Consider the following 24594-nt stretch of genomic DNA (forward strand, 5'->3'; position numbering starts at 1 on the left):
GGACTCTAACCGAAAGTATCATTCATTTAAACTTCACTTTATCTCACGAAAGGATTAAAAAAAGTAAAAAGAGACTCCTCTAATTCTTTTTGCTGCGCACCTCAAAAATAGCAAATTTGAGGTAATGTCCTTCATCCACGCCCAAAATTTGCGGGTGGTCCTTACCGGCTGCCTTCCAGTCGATCAGACGAAGCACTTTGCCAGCATCTTCCGCTGCATCAGCAATCGTATCCAGGAAGAGGTCTGGACGCATGTGGTATGAACAGCTGGCGGTTACCAAATATCCGCCCTCATTGACCAGTTTCATTCCTTGCAGGTTGATATCCTTATATCCACGGCATGCGCCTTTGACTGCTGATTTCGTCTTGGCAAACGCTGGGGGATCGAGGATCACTACATCAAACGTTTTACCGCCAGCTGCAAGCGCTTTGGAAGTATCTACTTTTTGTTCGCCAGCACGCGCACGTGCAGTACGTTCATCCAGTCCTTTCACTTGTTCACGCAAGTACTGGAATGCATCGGCAACTACGAATTCGACACGGTCGGTGAAACCATTCAGTTCGACATTCGTTCGTGCACTTTCAATGGCATGCTCCGATATATCAAGACAAGTCACTTTCTTGGCTCCATATTTGCAAGCATTTAACGTGAAGCTGCCCGTGTGTGAGAAGCACTCCAGTACGGTGGCACCATCCCAATAAGGGAATGTAACTACCTTACCGCTTTTATTCACAGGCAAGAGCTGCTCTGTGCCGTCCTGCTCAGTCGTTTGGAGTGTGATTCCACTCTTATAGCCCCAACCCTTCATAAGCGGTTCGATCGCTGCACGATTCTCACGTTGGTCGAAGAAGTAACCTGTCTTCTGTCCTTCCACGATATCGACTTTAATGAGTAGTCCATTCTCGGTAACGGTGACATGTCTTGGGCATTCTCCATACAGTGGACCTTTGGTCTGCTCCAAACCTTCCAGTTCACGAATTGAGACGTCACTGCGCTCATATATGCCTTCAGGCTGCATCACTTCAATGAGTGCTTGAACGATGGCTTCACGGCAACGATCCATGCCAAGTGTAAGCAACTGTACAACGAGGATGCTACCGAATCGGTCAACGATCAATCCGGGCAGAAAATCAGCTTCCCCATAAACGAGACGGTACGCTTCTCCATCCTGGATAAAACGTTCCCGATGACGCAAGCAATCGCGAAAACGCGCTACAAAGAATGCCGTATCCATCTGTTCGGACTTCAGGGGTTGATAAGCTACAACCCTTACCGTGATCTGAGATGCGGGATTGTAATAACCTGTCGCCAGATAGCGACCTTGATGATTCAATACATTGACCAGATCTCCCGGCTCCGGGTTTCCGTCAACCGAGGCAATTTCGTTGTTAAAAATCCATGGATGTGCATGTTCAAGCCGCTTTTTGCGACTGCGTTCGAGTGTAACTGATGGCAAGGTAGATCCACTTCTTTCATAGTTAGTTGAAAAGATAGGTTTGGTGCAAAGGAGACGCTACGGCGACGAATTGTTCCTCTGATCGCTGTTATCCCCAGATTTTTCGATTCCCTTTCTTTAAAAGGGGAAATCCGGGGATAAAGGCGAGCTCTTCGCTTCTTCGGTAACAATTTCGTCTTCTTCGCTACGTTTGCACGAATCACCGTATCTTTCGAATTGGGGTGCAGCAATTGAAATACTTGAATTGTGGGAGGCTGGCTTCCCTCTGATTTCCTTTAGGCTTGTCATGGTTGTCTCTATTTACTCATAGGATGAGGTAAGGAACCGGACGGAAGGAATGATGTTTCTATGTTTAGAGATGTGATATTGCCCCTACTCTATGGGCTTATTATCTTTTTTGGTGGCATGAAGCTGATGGAGACGGCCTTGCAGCGTATGGCAGGTCCCATGTTGGCAGGTTGGCTCAATCGCGCCACCTCTGCTCCATGGAAAGGCATGGCCTTCAGTGCAGGTGCAACGGCCTTGTTACAGAGCAGTACGGCGGTCACCGTACTCACCATTGGACTGGCGAATGCCAGATTAATCACCTATGGACGCACACTCGGCATCATCCTCGGCACCAACATCGGGACATGTCTGACGACGGAGCTGGTGGGACTGCAGATCGGACGTGCTTCCCTGCCGTTGCTTGTCCTGTCGCTGACGGGCTGGGCCATGTTTGTTGTACTTGGTGAACGCAATCTGGCCGCGCCTGAGCGCACACGCCGGACTTTGTTTAACATCCAGTACAGCTTCCTGGCAGCTGCGGGATTTGCACTTGTCATGACAGGCATACAGGTGATGCAATCCATTGCCTTACCCTTGCGGAGCATGGGTGTATTTCAATGGTTTCTCGACCGCTCTGCTGACAGCTTGTGGTGGGGCTTCCTGGCAGGTGCCTGCCTGACAGCGCTCATTCACAGCAGCGCAGCTGTCATTAGCATGGCGATTACGCTCGCAGCCACAGGGGTATTGCCTGTGGAGATCGGCATCGCCATTGTGATCGGGTCCAACGTGGGGACCTGCATCACCGCTGTGATCGCTGCCGCGGGCGGCGCATCCGCGGGCAAATTTGTCGCAGCCTCCCATGTTGTATTAAACATTGCGGGAGCGCTGCTCTTTATGCCGCTGATCGGCCAGCTGCATGCAGCTTCGGCCTGGCTGTCAGCGGACAACGGGGCACAGATTGCGCATGCCCAGACCCTTTTTAACATCACCAGTTCACTGCTTGCTTTGCCATTCTGTTACTTGCCCATCTGGCACAAAAAACCACCGGTCCACGCCCCCGCGGCGAAGTCACCTGTGGCTTGATGATCTGCCTATCCAGACCTACAGAACACCCGGCTAACTGAACCAAGACTAGAACTATAGTGAGTTATACATTAATGCCCAATTTGTTCAGTGCTACACGCAAGATGTCATCGTTATTATCATATCCGCTCTGCTGCTGTCTGGACCATGCTTCTTCCGGAGCATACCAATCCACACCTTTGATTTCTTCAATCTGAGGCTGTAGATCACCACTCTCGGCTTCTACGAGATAATAATGAACTTCCTTGTCCACCGGGCCAAAGTCTGCATGTTGGTACGTATATGCAATGATATCAACTGGCTCTACAATACGACCCACCATACCTGTCTCTTCCAAAATCTCGCGCAGTGCCGTCTGTTCGATTGTTTCTCCATCTTCCATTTTGCCCTTGGCGAGAGTTGTTTTACCATAACGATCTACGATAAGCTGAATTTGAAGACGTCCGTCTTCCCCTTTTCTATACACAACTCCGCCTGCTGAAATTTCTTTTTTGTTCATCGTACTCTCCCCCATCGACTTCAATATCTTATTTTTTGCAAAAGAAGGACCTCATCTCCCCGGGTAAGCTCCCCAAGGAAATGAAATCCTTGTTTCTGACGCCTCGATCACATCGCGGCGGACTTCAGATTATCTTCCAACACCCGTACCAGCGTAGCCTGACTCTCGTTGACACCAGCTTCAACGACTTTGACTCGGCACACTTTACCGACCATATCCATGGTTCCGTCAAAGACCAGTTGAATGTAGTTGTCGCTATAACCGTGCAGCTTGCCACTTCCCTCACGACCCTTGGCTTCACCTTCGGGAATAACATCAAGTACCTGTCCAACAAACTGCTTAGCGTACTCCAGCTGCATCTGCTCAGACAACTCAATCAGTTCATGCACACGTGCATTTTTGACCTCTTCGTCCACCTGATCTTCCATTCGTGCTGCTGGCGTACCCGTACGCTTGGAATAAGGGAATACGTGCATTTCGGAGAAACCGATCTTCCGCATCAGCTCATAGCCATTCCGATACATCTCATCGGTCTCACCTGGAAATCCAACAATAATGTCTGTTGTAATCGCCACATCCGGCATCGCTTCCCGAATGCGAAGCATCTTGTTGTAAAACTCTTCTGTCGTATATTTGCGGCGCATGCGTTTCAACACCGTATCATCCCCCGCTTGCAGCGGAATATGGAAGTGACGAACGAGTTTATCCGAACGTTGGATCACGTCGAGCATGCGGTCATCGATCTGACTAGCTTCAATCGAGCTGATTCGAATACGCTCCAAACCTTCCACCTTGTCCAGATCCCACAGCAGATCGGTGAGATCATAATTCTCCATGTCATCGCCATAACCACCTGTATGAATACCCGTCAGAACAATCTCCTTGTATCCGGCGTGTACGAGTTGATGCGCCTGTTGAATAATGCTGCTTGCCTCACGGCTGCGTGAAAGCCCCCGAGACCATGGAATAATGCAGAATGTACAGAAGTTATTGCAACCATCCTGAATCTTCAGGAATGCGCGGGTACGGTCAGCAAAATCCGGTACGTCCATTTCTTCAAACACACGGGTTTTCATAATATTACGCACCGCGTTAACCGGTTGACGGGACTCCTGAATTTCATTAACATATGGCAAAATCTTGTCACGGTCCTGTGTACCGATAACCAGATCCACCCCAGGGATGTCCAGAATCTCTGCCGGAGAAGTCTGCGCATAGCAGCCTGTAACAGCCACGATCGCCTCCGGGTTGCGCCGAATGGCACGACGAATAATTTGACGGCTCTTTTTGTCGCCGGTATTGGTTACTGTACAAGTATTAATAAAGTATACGTCCGCTGTCTGTTCATCAAAGTCCACTTGATCGTAACCTTCGTTTTTGAACAATTGCCAAATCGCCTCTGTATCATAGAAATTAACTTTGCAGCCTAAGGTGTAAAACGCCACGGATGGCATAATTACATTCCTCCCATTTCTCCGGATTCATATAGCACGCAAGTTAGTGCTGCCATTCCAGCTGTCTCAGCACGCAAAATGCGTTTGCCCAGTCCAACAGATACAGCACCTGCCTGATCAGCCTCTGCCGTCTCCTTCTCAGAAAATCCACCTTCCGGTCCAACAACGATCAGTACTTCTGCACTTGCATCAGGCGCAAGCTGCTCAACAAACGGTTTCAATGCATCTCTCAGCTGTTTACCGTTTTCTTTCTCATAACAATAACATACCAGACTATAGCCCTCAAAAGAAGATAACAGCCCTTTCCAGGAAAGCGGCTGCTCGACGGATGGAATGCGATTCCGATGACTCTGTTCGGCAGCTTCCTTGGCAATTTTTCGCCACCGCTCCAACCGTTTGCCTTCTTTCTTGGCATCATATTGCACAATCGTACGTTCTGATAGGAAAGGTACAAAGGATACCGCTCCGATCTCAGTACATCTCTGGATAACTGTTTCCATCTTGTCGCCCTTGGGCAGACTCTGTGCCACAGTTACTCGAATCCGTGCTTCACGGTCCATCTCGAGAGGTTCCACAATATTCGCTGTCACCTGGCCAACTTCAATGGTCTCAATTTCGACGAGTGCTTCTCTGGAGTTTCCGTCACTGACAATCAGTTTATCTCCAGGTTTACCACGCATGACCCTACCAATATGGCGTGCATCATCACCTGTGATGATCACATCGTGTTCATTAAACTGTTCTGCAGATACAAAATATCGCTGCATTAGTCAATCCACCCATTCTGTCCTGTTATGACTGGAATTCACCCCGCCTTAAGACAGGCATGAATCCAATCGCCACAGATGATCATACAACTTTTACGTGTTTCTGACCAGTATTCCGGTCCAATACAAGATGCGCTTTTAGCGATATAATTCAATAATCACCTTTGCCAGATCCACATACATTGTTTGCGCAAACTCATACAAAGGTTGAATCGTCACATTTTGCAACGGAGGAATAACAAGAATTAATAAGAAAATAAAAATGGACCATTGCTCCACCCCTTGCAGCTTGCGGCTGAGTGAAGGTGGCAGTACATCTTCTAGAATCCGATAACCATCCAGAGGTGGCAACGGAATCAAGTTAAACAGGAACAAGAAAAAGTTGGTTAAGTTAAAAATAGCGAAGAACGTCGTGATTGCTGTCAGTAACCGCTCATTATCTATACCGCCGAGTGCTCCCGAACCAACCAATGACGCATAGATGATTGTACCGATGATCGCCAGCAACAGATTACTCAGAGGCCCTGCTGCGGATACGATGATGCCCATCAACCTTGGCTTGTCGAAGTTAGCCCGGTTAACCGGAACCGGACGAGCCCAACCGAAGCCGGCAATAATGAGCAACAGCACACCAAACAAGTCAAAATGTACAACCGGATTCAGTGTGACCCGACCCAATAGCTTGGCTGTCGGATCACCAAATTTGTTGGCAAAATACGCATGCGAGAATTCATGCACCGTAAATGCGATCAGGATCGTCAGCAGGAAAAACGGAAGCTGATCAATCGGATAACGAAAGAACGAATTCCAAAAGTCCATACGTTACCCCTTTCTGGCTACATACGCCAGCCAATCCTCATCACGGTGGATCGCACTCACTTCAAACCCGGAGGCTACCAACGCATCATGCACCACTTGTTCTTTGTTCTTCCAGATGCCCGACACAATATAGGTGCCACCCGACTCAAGCGCATTGTACACATCGTCCACGAACAACAAAATGATCTCAGCCAGAATGTTCGCCACAACAACCTTAACTGGCAGTTGCACGCCAAGCGCAGGGTCTTGACTCCCAAGGACGGACAACAGATCACTTTCTTTAACCGTAATTTGTTGCTCCAACCCGTTCAGTTCCACATTCTCCCTGGCGCTGATTACCGCAACCGGATCAAGATCGAGCGCCAGCACATGTTTTGCCCCGAGTTTAATCGCGCCTATAGCCAAGATGCCAGAACCTGTACCTACGTCAATGACTTCCTCACCGCCCTGAATAACCGTTTCCAGTGTGCGCAAGCAGAGAGAGGTTGTTGGGTGTGTTCCTGTACCAAAAGCCATGCCGGGATCAAGCTCAATGATTTTCTCATCCGGACTTTCTGGCGTATACTCTTCCCACGTTGGTTTAATCGTCAGACGTTCCGATACACGTACCGGCTTGAAATATTGCTTCCAGGCTGTTGCCCAGTCATTTTCATCCACTGTACGCGTCTCATAGCGAACCTCACCTGTATCAATTCCGAATTCAGAGAGTTCCTCAATTCTAGGATTAACTTCTGACTGTAGTGCAACCATATCCGTACCTTCGGAGAAGTACCCTTTGATGACTGCAAAGCCTTCAGGAATATCATTCAAAGGAACATCGTATAACTCACCATATGTGGTGTCCCGTTTTTTATTTAAAGTACCGGACTCTTCAATCGAAACCCCTCCAGCACCCGCTTCATGTAAAAAATTCGAAATCATCTCCACAGCTTCTTCTGTGGTATGTATTGTTAGTTCATGCCATAACATACTTGGTTTTTCCTCCTCATTTTTCAAACATCCCAACTATTGTACTACACAAGCGAGCCGGAGTACAAAGCCGCACCAGTAAAAGAAAAACAAAACAGGATATCCGCAGTCTGACTGCTCGAATATCCTGTCGTCTAATATACATATCTGATTCATTTACTTCAGCATATTGCAACATTCAAATCTGATTTAGCAAAAGCGTCCACCATTCTGCGTGATCATCTCTGCGGCTTGCGGGAGCGAATCGTTCGAAACGGACACGGTTAGCAAAATTTCTTGTTTAAACCTGTTTGCCGAATCCTCTTCAGGCGTATCATACACCTGACCATTGGACAACATTTCCGTGTCATCACTAATCAGAGCAAGTACATTCAGTTCACCACTGAATCCGCCGACAATGGCTGTAGGAGAATTATCAGAGCCCGTAACATCGTGTGAGTCCAATGCAGACGTTTCATTGCCAAGGCTCTCGATACTCAATTGGTTCGGGTGCAACAATGTCAGGGCTCTGCGTGCAGACTCGGCCTCCGTCCAGCTTGTAAAAACAGCTTCGAGGGTCACTGCCGAGCGATCTTCAGTCATGAAGCTCCCGTCCCTGACGTCGATCAGCCGCTTCACTGCGGCGTAGTGCTTCTATATCTTCATGATCCGCAGCTTCAGCGCTGAATTCCACGTCTTCATTTTTCGCGGATTGCATCCGTTTCATTTTTTCCGTTTTTGTTAGAATCTTGCCCGGACGTTCATGTTCTGCCATTGTAATGCTCCTCCTTCAAATTAAAATGAACTAAGAAGTGATACACTGTAACACTCCGATTGTAGTACCATACCTCCGATCGCTATTATCCCCAGATTTCTTCAACTCCCTTCTTAAAGGGAGAAATCCGGAGATAAAGGCGAACGCTTCGCTTCTTCAGATTGGTTCTACACTCTCCATTAAAGTGTAATTCACTGTTCATCTTTAAACATTTCTTGAAACTAGATCATTCCACCGGCTTGTTCGATTATAGACATCGCGCGGTGATGTACCGATTCATCAACGATCACAGTAAGTAATACATCCCTTCCTGTAGGTCCACCTTGTCCACCATCACTCATGCCGCTCGCAGAAGGGTCTGCTGCAGCCATGATTCCAGCACTGGCATTTGTTTGCATCGAATCGGGCACCCATGATGAAAAACTGCCGGAAACGCCCGGCTTGTAGGAAGCCCCGCTTGGTCCTACACCCGCATATCGGCTGAATCGATTAATGGACAGGTCCTCCACTCGCAATGCCTCCAGTTTTTTGGCCGCCCCTTGGGCCTGCTCCGGGCTGTGAAAGTACGCCAAAATATTTTTCTCGGTCATCCGCTTCACCTGCTTCCCTAATTTCTCGCATATCAGCTATGCATATCATTCTCGCCATGCTATCTTTCCGCAAGTTCGCGCAGAATATACCGAAATGCTCCCACAAATTGCTGTTGTTCTTCGTAGCATATATCCATGGATTTTGCCAAAACCGCTGAACAACTAAAAAAGGCGTACAAAAAAAAAGGACACCCTGCGGTAAAAAACCGCTGTGGTGTCCTTGGGGACTTGCTATATTTTATTCTCAGTCGCCGCGAAATGCACGTTTCACTCGATCAAAGAAAGATTGTTCATGCTCATGTGTTTGCTCTCCATCCAGCGCAGCAATTTGGCGAAGCAGATCTTTCTGCTCGTCATTCAGCTTACTAGGTGTAACCACAACCACTTTCACATGCTGATCCCCTTGCCCCATACCGCGCAAGCGTGGTACGCCCTTGCCTTTGAGACGGAAATACGTACCCGTTTGTGTACCCGCTGGTACTTTCAGTTTCACTTTCTCGGTCAACGTCGGGATCTCAACTTCATCTCCCAGAGCTGCCTGAGCAAAGGTAAGTGGGATTTCGCAATAAATATCGTCGCCTTCACGCTCGAAGAAATCATGTGATTTCACGCGAATGACAATATACAGATCTCCTGCTGGTCCGCCACGCAGGCCTCCCTCGCCCTCACCTGTCATGCGCAGTTGTGCGCCGTCATCCACACCCGCTGGAATGCGAACATGAATTTTGCGTTGCTTGCGGACTTTCCCGCTGCCACTGCACGTTGTACATTTTTCTTTGATAATTTGGCCCGAACCGCTACAGTTTGAACATGCACGACGATTCACCATACGACCAAACGGTGTATTTTGCACAACTTCCTGCTGACCGCTACCATGGCAGACCGAGCAGGTTTCCGGTTTCGTTCCAGGTTTGGCACCTGAACCATGACAGGTATCACAGCCTTCAGTACGCGGAATTGTAATATCGGTTTCTTTACCGAATACCGCTTCCTTGAACTCAATCGTCATGGTGTACTGCAGATCATTCCCCCGTTGCGGAGCATTTGGATCACGTCGTCCACCGCCACCGCCGCCAAAGAACATGTCGAAGATGTCGCCAAATCCGCCGCCGCCAAAATCACCGCCACCACCGAATCCACCCTGATTCGGATCGACATGACCATATTGATCATATTGTGCACGCTTCTGACTATCACTCACTACGTCATAAGCTTCTTTGACTTCTTTAAATTTAGCTTCCGCATCAGCAGCCTTGTTTACGTCAGGGTGATACTGACGGGCAAGCTTACGGTAAGCCTTTTTAATCTCATCGTCGTTAGCTGTTTTACTAACGCCAAGCACCTCATAATAATCACGCTTTTCAGCCACTCTTCCACCCCCATATCATTCACCATATCGCACATCGTGACAAAAGGAAAGCCAAAGCGCGGGAGCCCCGGCTATGACTTTCCCTCTAATTCGAACGTCACCGATGTTTAATTCGCGTAGAACTACGAATTAGTTTTGTTTTTTATCTTCATCCACAACTTCGTAATCAGCGTCTACGACGTTATCACGTTTAGCGGAACCTTGTTGCTCTTCAGCACCTTGCGCTTCTTGCTCTTGCGCCTGAGCTTGCTCATACAGTTTCACGGACAGTTGTTGAACGATCTCTGTCAGTTCTTCTGTAGCCGCTTTGATATCTTCCAAGTTGTCGGAAGCCAGAACACCTTGCAGTTTTTCTTTGGCAGCATTCGCTTTTTCAACTTCGCCAGCATCTGCTTTTTCGCCAAGATCTTTGATCGTTTTGTCAACAGAGTAGATCAGTTGATCTGCACTGTTTTTCGCTTCAACGAGTTCTCTGCGTTTTTTATCTTCTTCCGCGTGCAACTCAGCATCTTTCATCATTTGCTCAACTTCTTCATCGCTCAAACCGCTGGAAGAAGTGATTGTGATTTTTTGAGTTTTGTTCGTACCTTTATCTGTTGCAGATACGTTAACGATACCGTTGGCATCAATATCGAAGCTAACTTCGATCTGTGGAACGCCACGTGGAGCTGGTGGAATATCACCCAACATGAAACGTCCAAGCGATTTGTTACCCGCTGCCATCTCACGCTCACCTTGCAGAACATGAATCTCAACACTTGGTTGATTGTCTGCATAAGTGGAGAATACTTGAGATTTGCTTGTAGGGATCGTTGTGTTACGCTCGATCATTTTAGTGAACACGCCGCCTGCTGTTTCGATACCCAGGGACAATGGAGTTACGTCGAGCAATACAACGTCTTTCACGTCACCTGTCAGTACGCCCGCTTGTACAGCGGCACCCAAGGCTACAACCTCATCCGGGTTAACGCCTTTGTGAGGCTCTTTACCAGTGAGTTTTTTGATCGCTTCTTGTACTGCAGGAATACGTGTGGAACCACCAACCAATACGATCTTGTCGATATCGTTAGCTGTCATACCCGCATCGCTCAATGCACGACGAGTTGGTTCAAGCGTACGCTCAACCAGACCTGCAGAGATTTCTTCGAATTTCGCACGGCTCAGGTTCAACTCCAAATGCTGAGGAACGCCATCAGCTACCGTGATGAACGGCAAGGAGATCGTTGTAGTCAATACGCCCGAAAGTTCTTTTTTCGCTTTTTCCGCTGCATCTTTCAAACGTTGAACCGCCGCTTTATCTTTACTCAAGTCAATGCCTTGATCTTTTTTGAATTCACTTACGAGATAATCAATGATCACTTGGTCAAAGTCATCGCCACCCAGTTGGTTGTCCCCGCTAGTTGCTTTAACTTCGAAGAAGCCGTCACCCAGTTCAAGAATGGATACGTCGAACGTACCACCACCCAGGTCATATACGAGAATCGTTTGGTCTTCGGATTTCTCCATACCGTATGCCAAAGCTGCTGCTGTAGGCTCGTTGACGATACGCAGAACTTCCAAACCTGCAATTTTACCCGCATCTTTAGTCGCTTGACGCTGACTGTCGTTGAAGTAAGCTGGTACAGTGATAACGGCTTGAGTTACCGTTTGACCCAGATAAGCTTCAGCATCAGATTTCAATTTTTGCAGGATGATTGCAGAGATCTCTTGTGCAGAGTAGTCTTTGCCATCGATTGTTTCCTTGTGGGAAGTACCCATGTGACGTTTGATCGACATGATCGTACGATCCGGATTGGTAATCGCTTGACGTTTTGCTGTTTCACCGACAACGCGCTCCCCATCTTTTTTGAAACCAACTACGGATGGAGTTGTGCGTGCGCCCTCCGGATTTGGAATTACGACAGCCTCGCCGCCTTCCATTACTGCTACGCATGAGTTTGTTGTTCCTAAGTCAATACCAATTACTTTGCTCATCCGAAAATTTCCTCCTCAACAATTTAAAATGAATGGGTCTGATCTGACCCTTATTTAGATGTTCATGTTGCTAATCGTGCTCTATGTGTACAAACCTTTATATTAAACTTCGCCCACATTGTTCAACCAAGGAGCCGACTCATACCTTCCCATGAGGAAATTATGAGCTGACTTTAACCATAGCTGGACGAAGCACTTTATCTTTCAGCATGTAGCCTTTTTGGACTTCCTCAACAACGATACCTTCTTCATACTCGTCGCTCTCCACTTGCATAATCGCTTGGTGGAATTCAGGATTGAACGGTTGTCCTACCGATTCCATAGCCGTCAGACCTTCGTTATTCATCACCGTTTCCAATTGACGGAAGATCATTTGCATGCCCTTGGAGAAAGATTCGACCTCTGCTCCTTCCGGTACAGTAGCCATGGCGCGCTCGAAGTTATCAATAACCGGTACCAGTTCGGTGACCAGCTTCATCGAAGCATATTTAGCCAATTCTTCTTTTTCCTTCTGCGTACGACGACGGAAGTTATCAAAATCAGCCTGTGCACGGACATAACGCTGCTGTTGCTCTTCAGCTTCAGCCTTCAGACGCGCAAGCTCATCCTGCTCCTGATCAGCGATCTCCTCAGCTTGTGCTTCTGCAGCGCCAGCTTCATTAATAGGCTCCTGCTCAGCTGCTGTTACCTCTTGTTCTTCTGTAAATGATTGCTCCTCTTTCAAGATGTTCACCTCCTTATACGAATGAAATGGTTCATTCCCGAATCTTATTTGAACCGATGCGTCAGCATCGCCGTCAAGTCACGGGATAGTGTATTTAGAATATGAATGACACGTGCATAATCCATTCGCGTGGGTCCCAGAATACCAATCGAACCCAAAGCCTCACCGTCCAATGAATAGGAGGCTGTAATCAGGCTGCAGTTGGCAAAGGCTTCATGATCATTCTCAGTGCCGATTCGCACTTGAATACCAGATCCACCCGGCACGGGCATCATCAATTTCATGAGTGTTGGTGTCTCTTCCAGCAGGTCAAGAATATCTTTTACCTTTTCGATATCTTTAAATTCAGGTTGAGTCAACATATTGGTGGCACCACTGAGGAACAGACGATTATCATGTTCATTGTCAAAGGCACTGTTCAGCACCTGCATAACTTCCTCGTAACGTGTAATATGCCGCTCCATCTCTTGCCCAAGTTCGGTATAAAGACGGGATTTTAATTTGTAGATGGGTACGCCCACAAGCTTGGTATTTAACAAACGAACCACATTTTCCATCTCGGCAACCGAGATTTCTGGTGGAATCTGGACGGTCTTGTTCTCCACCTGACCTGTATTGGTCACAATGATTGCCACAGCTTCACTCTCGTTCAGCGGAAGCAATTGGAAGTGACGCAGGGACGTATGGAATACTTCAGGCCCAAGCAGGATTGAAGTATAATTGGTCATATGTGACAAAATATTGGATGCATGCTGAATAACTTGTTCCATGACGTTCAGCTTTTCAGCGAAGAACGACTTCAGATCATCCAACTCCTGAGGCTCCACCTGATTCCAGGGAACCAAATGATCGACATAATATCGATAGCCTTTATGGGAAGGAATGCGTCCAGCCGATGTATGCGGCTGTTCCAGAAAGCCCATATCTTCAAGATCCGCCATTTCATTACGGATCGTCGCCGGACTGTATCCAACATCTCCCCTTTTGGAAATGCTCCGGGACCCTACGGGCTCAGCTGAACGGATATAGTCATCCACTATAGCGTTCAGAATCATTCGTTGACGCTCTGTTAACATGGTGAGTATTCCCTCCTTCTGACTGTACTGTCCCATGTCGTTAGCACTCCGGTTAGATGAGTGCTAAGCGGTAATACAAAAATACCAAACTGACGTGAACATTGTCAAGTGAGTTTGATGAGTGGGCTCATCTATTTATAGTATAGACCAATGTCGACGAGTCCTAACAAACTTTATTGAATATACTTTGAAGTCAAAAAAGACTGCATGTAGGGCAGAGGCTGACTCGGCTCGATCCATGCAGTCCATTCAATTGTTAAGCTGAAACGTTAAGCTCTTTCAATACCGCGATCTCGTCACAACAATCCTGCTTGCTGCAATGAACACAGTCCGTCCATACTTTCTCGGGGAAAATTTCTTTTTCCACCACGGCAAAGCCGTTTTTGAGGAAGAAGGATACTTCATATGTCAACGCCATCACCTTAGCAATCTGTTGTTTCTCCGCCTCTTCTACCAATCGATCCAACAATCGAGAGCCAATACCAAGCCCTTTGTGCCCTTCCGAGATACCGAGTGATCTGACTTCTACCAGATCATTCCCCAGACGACAAAGCGATCCGCAACCCACCACTTCACCATCAACTTCGGCTACAACAAAGTGCTCCAGCTGCCGGTGCAGTATTTCCCGTGATCGCGGAAGCATGATCCCACGCTCTGCATAGCCCTTAATCATTTCATACAGTGGTTCAACATCTTCCGGCACGGCTTTTCTGCATATTACCGACATCCTGCTCTCCTCCTATTACCAAGCTTTCCAGAGGAAAGCTGACTTCGTAGTTGTTAAATTAACACGCTCTGTAAAATCAATATGAATAAATATACAACAGAGCGTATAGAATTTCAAGCTACGAATTCAGCGATATGGACCCGATAAACTCCGCAAAAACGTCATTTCCGAACAGGATACCCTGCTCGCTCAGTCGGAAGCCGTCTGCCGTACGCTCAAGCAACCCTGCGTTCAACATTTTACCCAAAGGCTTCGCAAACACTTCTTCCATGGACTCTCCAAACTGTTCGCTAAACCGTGAGGCTGAAGCCCCCTCCAGCATTCTCAGTCCAACCATCAGATAATCTTCCATAGCCTCCGGGCGAGCAATCTCAAAATGATCCAGACGAGGCAATCCTGCTCGTGAAGCTTCAACATAAGGGTTTATACCTTTAATATTCATATGACGTTCGCGGCCTACATATCCATGTGCACCTGCACCCAGACCGTAGTAGTCCTCATTACGCCAGTACGTAATATTGTGACGACTCTCGAAGCCTGGCTTGGCAAAATTACTGATCTCGTATTGTCCATAGCCTGCTTCTTTCATACGTCTCATTAATAGAAGATACATCTCAAGCTCATCATCTTCATGAGGAAGAGGGAGTTGGTTCTTCTGATACAGTGTATGGAAAAGGGTATTCTCTTCCACTTTCAGGCTGTAGATGGAGTAATGCGGCAGATCCAGTTCCAGCGCTTTGTCGATACTCTCATTCAACATCCCTACAGTTTGGTTCGGCAATCCGAACATCAGGTCAATGGACAGATTAGTCAGTCCCGCTTTTCGAGCGTTCTCCAGACTCCGATATACATCATCTGTATTATGAATACGGCCAATGCCTGTCAGCAGATCATTCTGAAAAGCCTGAACGCCAAAGCTGACACGGTTTACGCCGCCTTCTTTCATTGCAGCGAGCTTCTCCGCATCGGTTGTCCCCGGGTTCGCTTCCATCGAAAATTCAATATCGTCGGCCCAATTGGGGAAATACGTCTTCACTGAACGAAGGAATACGGCCATTTCATCCGGTTTCAGAGCTGTTGGCGTACCACCACCTACAAATATGGTCTTGATCTCACCCGGTGGATTTGCCTTAACTGTATGTTCCATCTCCCGTTCCAGCGCTTCGAGATATTGCATCACGGGCTGATCTTTCAGAACGTAGGAGTTAAAGTCGCAATAAAAACACTTATTCGTGCAAAAGGGAATGTGTAGATACACCGCTTGGGGCGCACCTGTCTTCCGGCTGTGTGCTGCCAATGTCATGGCAAGTCCCCCTCTATTTGAAAAAAGGAAAGCCATCCGGCTTCCCTTTCAGCTTCGTTATTTAATATTCTGTGTTGTACCTGAGAAAAAATATCGTTTATCCTTTCATACACAAATTATTGATGTACCGAAAGGATTCACGTGACGTTTGCAAGCAAACGTCTTAATCATCAATTTTCAGTACCGCCATAAATGCCTCTTGCGGCACCTCAACGTTACCAACCTGCTTCATCCGCTTCTTACCTTCCTTCTGCTTCTCAAGCAGTTTCCGTTTCCGCGAGATGTCACCACCATAACACTTGGCAAGTACGTTTTTACGCATGGCTTTTACCGTTTCACGGGCAACGACCTTGGTACCTACAGATGCTTGAATCGGCACCTCGAACATTTGCCGTGGAATCAGCTCGCGCAGCTTCTCACAGACAATGCGTCCGCGGTTATAGGCACGGTCACGGTGAACGATGAAGGACAGGGCATCAACCTGCTCGCCATTAAGTACAATATCCATTTTCGCAAGATTGGACTGACGGTAACCGGACAGCTCATAATCCAGAGACGCATATCCTTTGGTACCGGATTTCAACTGGTCGAAGAAGTCATATACAATCTCGGACAACGGAATTTCATAGGTAATGGTAACCCGGGTCGTGTCCAGATATTCCATATTCACATATTCACCGCGTTTATTCTGACACAGTTCCATAATGGTACCTACATAATCATTCGGTACGATGATATCTGCCTTAACATATGGTTCCTCGACGTAATCAATCCGTCCCACCTCAGGATAGTTGGATGGGTTGTCGATTTTCATCACTTCACCATTCGTTAAAGTGACGTGGTAGATTACACTTGGTGCCGTTGTAATCAACGGAATGTTGAACTCCCGCTCGATCCGCTCCTGAATAACGTCCATGTGAAGCAGTCCAAGGAATCCACAACGGAATCCAAAACCGAGTGCACTGGATGTTTCCGGTTCAAAGCTCAGAGACGCATCGTTCAACTGCAATTTCTCCAATGCTTCACGCAGATCAACATAGTCGGAGGTTTCGATCGGATAGAGACCACAATACACCATTGGGTTAATTTTACGATAACCCGGCAAAGGCTCTGGTGTTGGATTTTTGGCATCCGTTACGGTATCCCCGACTTGTGTATCGCCAACATGCCGAATACCTGCAACGATAAATCCAACATCACCCACGTTCAGCTCGTCCACGATGGTCATGCGAGGTTTGAACGCACCAACTTCAATGACTTCAAATGATTTACCTGTTGCCATCATTTTGATTTTGGAACCGGATTTGATTTTGCCGTCGACAACACGTACATATACGATTACACCTTTGTACGGGTCATAGTGCGAGTCAAAAATCAGCGCTTTCAAAGGTTGGTCAGGATCACCGGTTGGTGCAGGAACACTTTGCACCACTTGCTCCAAAATTTCTTTGATTCCGATGCCTGATTTGGCCGAAGCCAAAACCGCATTACTTGTGTCCAAACCAATAACATCTTCCACTTCCTGCTTCACCCGTTCAGGATCAGCACTTGGAAGGTCAATTTTGTTGATAACTGGTAGAATTTCAAGGTTGTTATCCAGTGCCAGATACACATTGGCAAGTGTTTGGGCTTCAATTCCCTGAGCCGCATCCACAACCAACAGAGCACCTTCACATGCAGCAAGACTGCGTGATACTTCATATGTGAAGTCTACGTGTCCTGGTGTATCAATCAGATTCAATAGATACTCTTCACCGTCATCCGCTTTGTAAGTCAAAGCTACTGCTTGTAGCTTGATCGTTATTCCACGTTCGCGTTCAAGGTCCATCTTATCCAGAACCTGTTCTTGCATTTCACGTGAAGTGAGCGCACCTGTGTGCTCCAAGATCCGGTCCGCAAGTGTTGATTTGCCGTGATCTATATGTGCAATGATAGAAAAGTTACGAATTTTACGTTGTCTTGCCCGAATGTCAGTCATTCCTTACCCCCAGAAACAGCCTAGTGTCAATCACTTCATTATAACAGTTGAAGCACAGTGCATCAATCCCGTGATGTCTCAACTTTACAATAAAGTGTGATCATACACTCCTAGAGGTTATATTGTACCTTTAATCCATGGTATTTTATTCAGCAACGCCGCTAAAAAGAGAGACCACCCACTTGATTCCACTATGTGAGAGATTTTGCAATAGTCCTGCCGTTTTGTCTGCCAACACATCGACCGGTGCCTTACTCTGATCAGCCCCAAGCACTTGGCTTGGTGACTGAACAGGTACAAATGGGGGTTCTTTGATTTCCTTTTGCACAGGTGCAGCTGGAACAGATTCGGTAACCGAGGAAGTTGGCTCAGTTGTTTCCACGGTTGACGTGCCTCCTGATGGATTGCCAGTCTGAAAGTTGCCGCCAGCCAGCTGCATTCCAAACAGAACACCCAACAACATTAATACAGCCATGGATAATAGTCTTTTACCGAATCTGGACATATGCTTAGCCTCCTGTCACTCTCTACTATTTTCATCTTCTTACATATATAATCCCTACCCACCCTGCGACGAGGTTTCCGCACTTGCTTTGTCCACCTTCTGATCTTCCCAATACACTTGGGCAATCATATCTGCGAGGATCTTTGATGTCCGTTGTAACTCAGCTCCTGTATTGTCAATGCCGCCTATCTCGATCAAAATACTGTTGGGTGAAAGTGTTTGGTTATACTCTCCATTGTTGGCGCCTCCGCCATCCTTACCCCACACACCACGGGATACTCCCGGGTACTTGGCTTCCAGCTTCTTATGGATTTTCGCTGCAAAGGCTTCATTCTGCCGCCAATTTGGATTTTCATGTCCAATAATGAAATACACTTTGGCGTAGCCCAAGTCATTAATTGTCGTTGTTGTTTTGCCATGACGCTGTGAATCGCGGTGAATGTCTATGAGATACGTCAGATCATCATTTTGAGCAAGTGCCGCTTTTACCGTTTGACGAGAATATTTATAGGAATAGTTCCAGTTATAATCCTTTACTTTAGTCGGGTAATCATCCTTGGCGTGCTCTACGCCGATTCCCAGCTTCTCCAGACTGTCTGAGAGATAGGTGCCCACTTGAAACACATTGCCGGTTGATTTGCCTGATGATGGATTATCACTTTTGGTACCTAGCAATGGATTGTATCCTTCCCGTGGATGGGAATGATAGATAAGAATTGATTTTTTGCCTGTTGTCGGGGAGCCTGAATTATCTTTCTCTCCATTCTTCGCTGGGGGATCTGCCTTGCCTTCTCCATCCCCAGGCTCGCTCGAATCAGGCGGATCCGTATTGTCCTGACCTGGTGAAACATGCAGTTCACTACCGGGTTTCCCTCCACCTGCGGAAGCTGTATCCGTAAGACCAGGACCGGGCTGATAATCTTCTGGAGCCTCTGCCTTTTCGTTACCAGATCCAGGACGGAGCAGAACAGGTTGGTTGGAACCCATACCCGGCATTTCTCTAGCAATCAGGCTCTTGGGATCTTGAGGATTTACATTCGTTAGTAATTGGAAAACAAATGAAGTGAGATTCTCACCGGATATGGCAGAGGTCTGTTCTTTCTGGGTGAGATGGGGCATCTCCATACCGAGCATATCAACGAAAAAGCGGCTTGATACAGCACTGGCAAATCCTTTCATTGAAGAAACGGGTGAATTATTCAAGCGTTTCTCTGCCATACCCCCAAGACCAAGTACAACAAAAAACAAGGCAGATATGATCATAAGCAACAACAACGTACGGCCCATGGCCAGCACGTGCAGACATCGTTTTTTCCACTTTCCAATATTCCAGGCCAATATCTTGTTCATTCTGCTGTCTCCTTCCCTGCTGGACAACTCTTATACTTCAACTCTATGAGCCCGCCCAATCTGATAGAACAGGAAAATGAAAGATTCCAGAAACAAAAAAAAGAAAGTCCGATAGATTCGGACCTTCTTCTCAGTTTTAAGTTTTAATGTGTATAAGCAGCTACGTTATCCGGATTCACTGCATCATGGAGTGCGGCATTAAGTCCCGTGGCGATGACGTTGGCAATGCCCTCAATAAACTCATCTATTTCCTTCGGAGTAACAATGAGGTCATGACCCAGCGGCTCCAGTACCTCTTTGACCAGACTTAAGCGATCTTGCTCACCAATGTCGTCCAGCATGCCCATGATCTGTTTTGTCTGATCCGTTTCCTGGCGGAAGTGTGAGCGCATCATCTCAATCACATTGTTCACAATGGTGGACGCATAACATACGGTAGGCACTCCGATGGCGATGCATGGCACGCCTAATATCTCACGAGTCAGGCCACGCCGTTTGTTTCCAATACCGGAACCAGGATGGATACCAATATCGGCTACCTGAATGGTAGTATTTACACGTTCCAGAGAACGGGAGGCCAGGGCATCAATTGCAATAATAGCATCTGGCTTGGTCCGGTCTACAATCCCCTGTACGATGTCACTGGATTCAATGCCTGTTGTCCCTAACACACCAGGAGCAATTGCGCTGACCTCCCGATATCCTGGCGCAACCTGATCGGGCACCAATTCGAAATACTGACGGGTTACCATCAGATTTTCCACAACAAGTGGACCGAGTGAATCCGGGGTGACATTCAAGTTGCCCAGACCAACAATCAAGACCTTGGATGTTTTGTTGATTCCGGCCTTGATCATAAAATCTTCCATCTCGCGTGTGAACTCGGCAGCAACACGTTCCTGTAAATCCGTATCCCCATTCCGTAGTGAGGGGACTTCCAACGTGACATAATGACCTTTCACCCGACCAATGGCTGTGGCTGCTTCATCATTAAGTACATCAATACGTGTAATCGTAATACCCTCTTTTTTTTCCACATCTTCCCGCAATCCGGGAATCGTCTGTTTCTGTCCACCTTGCGCCATTTCCTTGGAGTCGATGGCCAAATCGGTACGAACTGTATAGTTTTGCAAATCCAGTGTCATTCTGTCCCTGCCTCCCTTACCGCATTTGAGCATATTGTGTGGGAAAAAGAGTTTCTTTATACAGCATGTCGAACATCGTAGGAATATCTGTTGCATTTTACATGCTAGCGTGATAGAATATTTTAAGTTGTGAAACGTTTGTATTCATGCAAATGCCTTACAGGAGGTGAATGTAATGCCAAACATCAAATCCGCTGTTAAACGCGTAAAAACGAGCGACAAGCGCCGCGCACTCAACGCTTCCCAGAAGTCTGCACTCCGTACAGCTGTTAAAGCTGCTGATGCTGCTCTGGTAAGTAACGAAGTTGATACTGCAAAAGCTGCGATTCAAGCTGCTTCCAAAAAGCTGGACAAGGCTGTAACTAAAGGTCTGGTTCATAAAAATGCTGCAGCACGCAAAAAGTCTCGCTTGGCGAAAAAACTGAACGCTCTTTCCGCACAAGCGTAAGAAGCGTTACTTATACGATCCAATGGAAAAATCCTGAACAGCATAGGCTTTCAGGATTTTTTAGTATCTGATTCGATAAGTATAAGACACAGACAAAGCGACCTTTATTCCGATGATCTAACCATCATGGAGCAAAGGTCGCTTTGTTTGTTATTTACACTAGTAATCTATTACGGTACCTATTTTTTACGCACCAAGTCTTAATAAGAACAGCTCCAGACCAAGTACTTTATCCACCGCTCCTGTTTTCATCTGGTAATCCAGTTCGCTGAGGTGACTCAAGATCATTCTCAGACGATCCGCCTGAAATTTGCGAGCTTGTTCTCCCGCAATCTTAACGGCATATGGATGCAGGCCAAGCTGACTGGCGATCTGCTGTTGGGAGTAGCTTTGTTGGCCCAACTCTTTAACTTGAATCATAATCCGAAACTGCCGAGCGATCAAAGCCGCAATTTTAATCGGTTCTTCCCGCTGCTTCAGCAACTCATAGAACAGAGCCAATGCCTTCTCCAGTCGCAAATTAGCCAGTTCTTCCACCAGTGAAAATACATTCTGCTCTGTACTGCGGGCAACCAGCGATTCAATATCAGCACGCTTAATAGTCCCACCATTACCCGCAAACAAACATAACTTGTCTACTTCAGCAGACAGGGTCTGAAGACCTGTTCCTGCATAGTTGATTAATGTTTCCGCCGCTCCTGTCTCCAAGGAAACATCCCGCTGCTTCGCCAGTTTCACAATCCAATTCAACAGCTCATCTCCACTTAGTGGAGCAAAAGCAAGAACGACTGCCTGTTTCTTGACAGCCTTCACCAGTTTCTTGCGCTCATCCAGCTTATCCCCTTGGGCCAGGAAAACAATCGTACTGTAATCTGCCGGATTTTCCATATATGTAAGCAGACGATCAACCTGATGTTCAATCTTGGATTCTTTACCTGCAGTGAACAGGCTCGCGTCCCTTACAATAATTAATTTGCGTGGAACGAGAAAAGGTACGGTCTCTGCTTCTTCAATAACGACCTCCACAGCCGTCTCAGACAAATCATATGGAATAATCGCAAAATCACGGTGTTCTTCTTCAATAACCTGTTCTTTTAACATATCCGTAAATTGCTGTATCTGGTACTTCTCCGTTCCGTACAGCACATAGATCGGTGCCGTTTCTCCATTACGTATTGCCTTTGTTGCACTTTTTACATCCATTCACGGCGCCTCCTTATCCCTCTTATCCTACCAGAAAAAGCGCAAGACAACAAAGGGACCTTACATCCAGTTGCGGATGAAGGTCCCCTGTCCTACATCTATATAAACGCAGACACCAGCCATTCTAGAAAAAGCCAGCGTGCGGTCATACGACGTCAGTTGTTTGAACTGAGATAGGACGTTTTGTTACTTCCATTATATGCTTGTCATACTGAAAATGTTCTTTCGTTTGAGGAGTGAACTTCCCAATCTTAATTATTTCGCAGAAGCTCCACCTGAAACGGCAGGTACATTAAACGAATTCTTCGCCGTTGTTCCGTCCTTGTCCGTTTCGTAATTAAATAGTGTACCATCCTTAGACCAACTCGCTGACTTCAGTGTGCCCTCTATACTGCGTTGTTCAACCAAATTTAGAACATCCGGTTCGCCCACAGGTTTCGAGTATATGCTGATTTGATCACCAATAAGCATAACTACATAAGAGCCGTCAGGTGATTTCCATTCTTTTGGTGCTGCCGTTGTACTCATCTCCTGATCCGGTCCTGCTGCGAATCCTTGGCTTCCTCCAGAGGCGTCTGTACCTGCACCGGAATCAGTAGCCGAATTGCCTTCTGCTGGAGCATCTTCATTTCCATTTGGTGCAATCATCTGAGAAGTGAAGGAATCTCCATTATCTGTTTCGGTTACTCCATTGTCTTCCGCATCTGCAGGAGTTCTAGGCGCACTTCCTGAATCTGGATTTTTCTGCTCGGAATCTTGATTCTGAACTTGATTCCTTTGATTATCGGTCGTAGGTGTTTTGGACGAATTGTCTTGTGTTCCTTTATTTGAAGAAGGCGTTGATTCAGTAGCCGGTTGTTGAGGTGCCGGATCTGACTTAACCTCAGGCTCCTGTACCTTTTCTCCACCGTTATCTTCAGGAGTTGTTTCTACCCCCTGGTTATCCGGTTCAGCTGGTGAAGTATTCGAATTATCCACAAATACATCGTTGCTGCTTGGTGTGGAAGAAGCTGCTGGATCATTATTCTCAATATTCTTGCTCAATGGATTCTCATCCACATTGCCACTCTCTTGAGAAGCTCCAGAGCTCAGCATCATGGAATCGGCATTCTCAATCTGTTCAGGCTGATATCCCCAGATGGCAAATCCCAATACAACTGCCGCAGCCGCTGCACCCATGGACATACGTCCTGCCATCGAGTTGAGCCATTTTTGCTTCGTTTTCCGCTCACTTGAACGTTGTAAATTCTCAAATGTAGCGGGGACAGGATTCATTTCCTGTATGGTGCTGCTTTGTTCCTTCCGCGCTTCGTCAATGGCATCAAGTTGTGGCATAATCGCATCAACCAGACTGAATCTCGGGCTTACTTGCGGTAATTCTTCCAGTTCTCTGGAAAGAGCTCTGAGTAAACTAAAATTCTCGGCACACTCCGGACACTTCGCCACATGCTGTAGCATCTGCGCGGTTTCCGCCTCGCCCAGATCATGATCCAGATAGCGGTGCATCCATTCCACCACCTCTTCGCATTTCATCCTGTCACACCACCTTTCTGATATTCCTGTAGTAGATTCTGTAATTGCTGCCTGGCTCTAAATAAATAAGATTTCACCGTATTCAATGGAAGATCGAGACAATCCGCAATTTCATTGTAGGATAAGTCCTGCAAATATCTTAGAACAATAACGGTCCGATGATGCTCGGGAAGCTTGTTGATCGCATCCTGAATGTCTTGGGCCACATATGTAGACATGACCTCGTACTCCACATCCTGATTATCCTGAAAAACCATGTCATGTTCGTCAATGGAGACGGATGGTTTGGTTCTTCTGAATTTATCAATACAGATGTTCGTGACGATGCGTTGTACCCAGGTTTTAAATTGGGCTTTTTCTTCGTATGAGTTGATTTTGGTGTAAATTCGGATCAATGCTTCCTGAGCAGCATCCAAAGCGTCCTGTTCATTATTTAGAATGTAATATGCGGTCCGATAGACATGTTGTTCAATCTCCCGCAATAGGGTAATTAGAGCGTCGCGATCGCCCGATTGAGCGGCTCTGATGAGTTCCGGCTCTACCACAAAGGATCCCCCTCTCCCTGCAACCTTACAGACGTGATCATCAATAAAATTGTTGC

At 46.9% G+C, this 24594-nt stretch carries 24 protein-coding genes; 2 read left to right on the forward strand and 22 right to left on the reverse strand.

Going from position 1 to position 24594, the window contains the following annotated elements; genetic code table 11:
- Nucleotides 1-79 precede the first annotated feature (79 nt).
- A complete protein-coding gene (locus NLBNIHML_RS08540; protein ID WP_494354158.1) occupies nucleotides 80-1456 on the reverse strand; it encodes a class I SAM-dependent rRNA methyltransferase in 1377 nt (458 codons plus the stop codon).
- A 348-nt stretch (nucleotides 1457-1804) separates the two neighbouring features.
- Between NLBNIHML_RS08540 and NLBNIHML_RS08545 the strand changes: the two genes are divergently transcribed.
- A complete protein-coding gene (locus tag NLBNIHML_RS08545; RefSeq protein WP_315937168.1) occupies nucleotides 1805-2806 on the forward strand; it encodes a Na/Pi cotransporter family protein in 1002 nt (333 codons plus the stop codon).
- 64 nt (nucleotides 2807-2870) lie between these two features.
- Here the strand turns inward: NLBNIHML_RS08545 and NLBNIHML_RS08550 are convergent, their stop codons facing one another.
- The 18 genes from NLBNIHML_RS08550 to gpr all read right to left on the reverse strand — a co-directional run bounded on the left by NLBNIHML_RS08550 (nucleotide 2871) and on the right by gpr (nucleotide 20809).
- Nucleotides 2871-3305, reverse strand: a complete 435-nt coding sequence (locus NLBNIHML_RS08550) for an NUDIX hydrolase (protein WP_339236053.1) — start codon at nucleotides 3303-3305, stop codon at nucleotides 2871-2873.
- A gap of 107 nt (nucleotides 3306-3412) precedes the next feature.
- Nucleotides 3413-4759 (reverse strand): tRNA (N(6)-L-threonylcarbamoyladenosine(37)-C(2))-methylthiotransferase MtaB, encoded by a 1347-nt coding sequence (gene mtaB, locus NLBNIHML_RS08555; protein ID WP_494354159.1) that lies wholly within the window; start codon nucleotides 4757-4759, stop codon nucleotides 3413-3415.
- Between the two features lie 2 nt (nucleotides 4760-4761).
- Entirely contained in the window at nucleotides 4762-5526 is a 765-nt protein-coding gene (locus NLBNIHML_RS08560) for a 16S rRNA (uracil(1498)-N(3))-methyltransferase (protein ID WP_339236059.1), read from the reverse strand.
- A gap of 138 nt (nucleotides 5527-5664) precedes the next feature.
- The gene (locus tag NLBNIHML_RS08565; protein WP_339236061.1) at nucleotides 5665-6345 is read right to left on the reverse strand and encodes a site-2 protease family protein; all 681 of its coding nucleotides are present in this window, start codon (nucleotides 6343-6345) and stop codon (nucleotides 5665-5667) included.
- A gap of 3 nt (nucleotides 6346-6348) precedes the next feature.
- Nucleotides 6349-7314 carry a 50S ribosomal protein L11 methyltransferase gene (prmA, locus tag NLBNIHML_RS08570; RefSeq protein ID WP_339236063.1) on the reverse strand — a complete coding sequence of 322 codons (966 nt, stop codon included), beginning with the start codon at nucleotides 7312-7314 and terminating at the stop codon, nucleotides 6349-6351.
- A 189-nt stretch (nucleotides 7315-7503) separates the two neighbouring features.
- Nucleotides 7504-7896, reverse strand: coding sequence for a hypothetical protein (locus NLBNIHML_RS08575; protein WP_339256488.1), 393 nt, complete (start codon nucleotides 7894-7896; stop codon nucleotides 7504-7506).
- Nucleotides 7889-8068 (reverse strand): YfhD family protein, encoded by a 180-nt coding sequence (locus NLBNIHML_RS08580; protein ID WP_017687220.1) that lies wholly within the window; start codon nucleotides 8066-8068, stop codon nucleotides 7889-7891. Before NLBNIHML_RS08580 ends, NLBNIHML_RS08575 begins: the two co-directional genes overlap by 8 nt.
- A 221-nt stretch (nucleotides 8069-8289) precedes the next feature.
- On the reverse strand, nucleotides 8290-8658 hold the full coding sequence (locus NLBNIHML_RS08585) for a hypothetical protein (protein WP_017687219.1): 369 nt from the start codon (nucleotides 8656-8658) through the stop codon (nucleotides 8290-8292).
- A 244-nt stretch (nucleotides 8659-8902) separates the two neighbouring features.
- Complete coding sequence (gene dnaJ, locus NLBNIHML_RS08590; protein WP_339236068.1) at nucleotides 8903-10027, reverse strand: molecular chaperone DnaJ; 1125 nt, start codon at nucleotides 10025-10027, stop codon at nucleotides 8903-8905.
- A gap of 129 nt (nucleotides 10028-10156) precedes the next feature.
- A complete protein-coding gene (dnaK, locus tag NLBNIHML_RS08595; RefSeq protein ID WP_278298857.1) occupies nucleotides 10157-12001 on the reverse strand; it encodes a molecular chaperone DnaK in 1845 nt (614 codons plus the stop codon).
- Between the two features lie 160 nt (nucleotides 12002-12161).
- Entirely contained in the window at nucleotides 12162-12725 is a 564-nt protein-coding gene (gene grpE / locus NLBNIHML_RS08600) for a nucleotide exchange factor GrpE (RefSeq protein ID WP_339236072.1), read from the reverse strand.
- Between the two features lie 44 nt (nucleotides 12726-12769).
- On the reverse strand, nucleotides 12770-13801 hold the full coding sequence (gene hrcA / locus NLBNIHML_RS08605) for a heat-inducible transcriptional repressor HrcA (RefSeq protein ID WP_036615092.1): 1032 nt from the start codon (nucleotides 13799-13801) through the stop codon (nucleotides 12770-12772).
- Between the two features lie 256 nt (nucleotides 13802-14057).
- Complete coding sequence (locus NLBNIHML_RS08610) at nucleotides 14058-14528, reverse strand: N-acetyltransferase (RefSeq protein WP_494354160.1); 471 nt, start codon at nucleotides 14526-14528, stop codon at nucleotides 14058-14060.
- Between the two features lie 118 nt (nucleotides 14529-14646).
- Nucleotides 14647-15831, reverse strand: coding sequence for a radical SAM family heme chaperone HemW (hemW, locus tag NLBNIHML_RS08615; RefSeq protein ID WP_472476903.1), 1185 nt, complete (start codon nucleotides 15829-15831; stop codon nucleotides 14647-14649).
- A gap of 163 nt (nucleotides 15832-15994) precedes the next feature.
- Nucleotides 15995-17809: a translation elongation factor 4 gene (gene lepA / locus NLBNIHML_RS08620; RefSeq protein ID WP_076332291.1), complete on the reverse strand. Its 1815-nt coding sequence runs from the start codon at nucleotides 17807-17809 to the stop codon at nucleotides 15995-15997.
- A 145-nt stretch (nucleotides 17810-17954) separates the two neighbouring features.
- Nucleotides 17955-18314 carry a hypothetical protein gene (locus tag NLBNIHML_RS08625; RefSeq protein ID WP_494354161.1) on the reverse strand — a complete coding sequence of 120 codons (360 nt, stop codon included), beginning with the start codon at nucleotides 18312-18314 and terminating at the stop codon, nucleotides 17955-17957.
- 54 nt (nucleotides 18315-18368) lie between these two features.
- Complete coding sequence (locus NLBNIHML_RS08630; RefSeq protein WP_494354162.1) at nucleotides 18369-19664, reverse strand: stage II sporulation protein P; 1296 nt, start codon at nucleotides 19662-19664, stop codon at nucleotides 18369-18371.
- A gap of 143 nt (nucleotides 19665-19807) precedes the next feature.
- Nucleotides 19808-20809, reverse strand: a complete 1002-nt coding sequence (gene gpr / locus NLBNIHML_RS08635; protein WP_253439436.1) for a GPR endopeptidase — start codon at nucleotides 20807-20809, stop codon at nucleotides 19808-19810.
- A gap of 175 nt (nucleotides 20810-20984) precedes the next feature.
- Here gpr and rpsT point away from each other — a divergent pair, with 175 nt between their 5' ends.
- Nucleotides 20985-21257 carry a 30S ribosomal protein S20 gene (gene rpsT, locus NLBNIHML_RS08640; RefSeq protein ID WP_024628504.1) on the forward strand — a complete coding sequence of 91 codons (273 nt, stop codon included), beginning with the start codon at nucleotides 20985-20987 and terminating at the stop codon, nucleotides 21255-21257.
- A 186-nt stretch (nucleotides 21258-21443) separates the two neighbouring features.
- On the opposite strand, the gene holA is transcribed toward rpsT, so the two are convergent.
- The 3 genes from holA to NLBNIHML_RS08655 all read right to left on the reverse strand — a co-directional run bounded on the left by holA (nucleotide 21444) and on the right by NLBNIHML_RS08655 (nucleotide 24538).
- Nucleotides 21444-22460 carry a DNA polymerase III subunit delta gene (holA, locus tag NLBNIHML_RS08645; protein WP_339236086.1) on the reverse strand — a complete coding sequence of 339 codons (1017 nt, stop codon included), beginning with the start codon at nucleotides 22458-22460 and terminating at the stop codon, nucleotides 21444-21446.
- Between the two features lie 255 nt (nucleotides 22461-22715).
- Entirely contained in the window at nucleotides 22716-23993 is a 1278-nt protein-coding gene (locus NLBNIHML_RS08650) for an anti-sigma factor family protein (RefSeq protein WP_494354163.1), read from the reverse strand.
- Nucleotides 23990-24538: an RNA polymerase sigma factor gene (locus NLBNIHML_RS08655; protein ID WP_017687205.1), complete on the reverse strand. Its 549-nt coding sequence runs from the start codon at nucleotides 24536-24538 to the stop codon at nucleotides 23990-23992. Before NLBNIHML_RS08655 ends, NLBNIHML_RS08650 begins: the two co-directional genes overlap by 4 nt.
- Nucleotides 24539-24594 lie beyond the last annotated feature (56 nt).

Source organism: Paenibacillus sp. JNU01 (genome assembly GCF_059130585.1).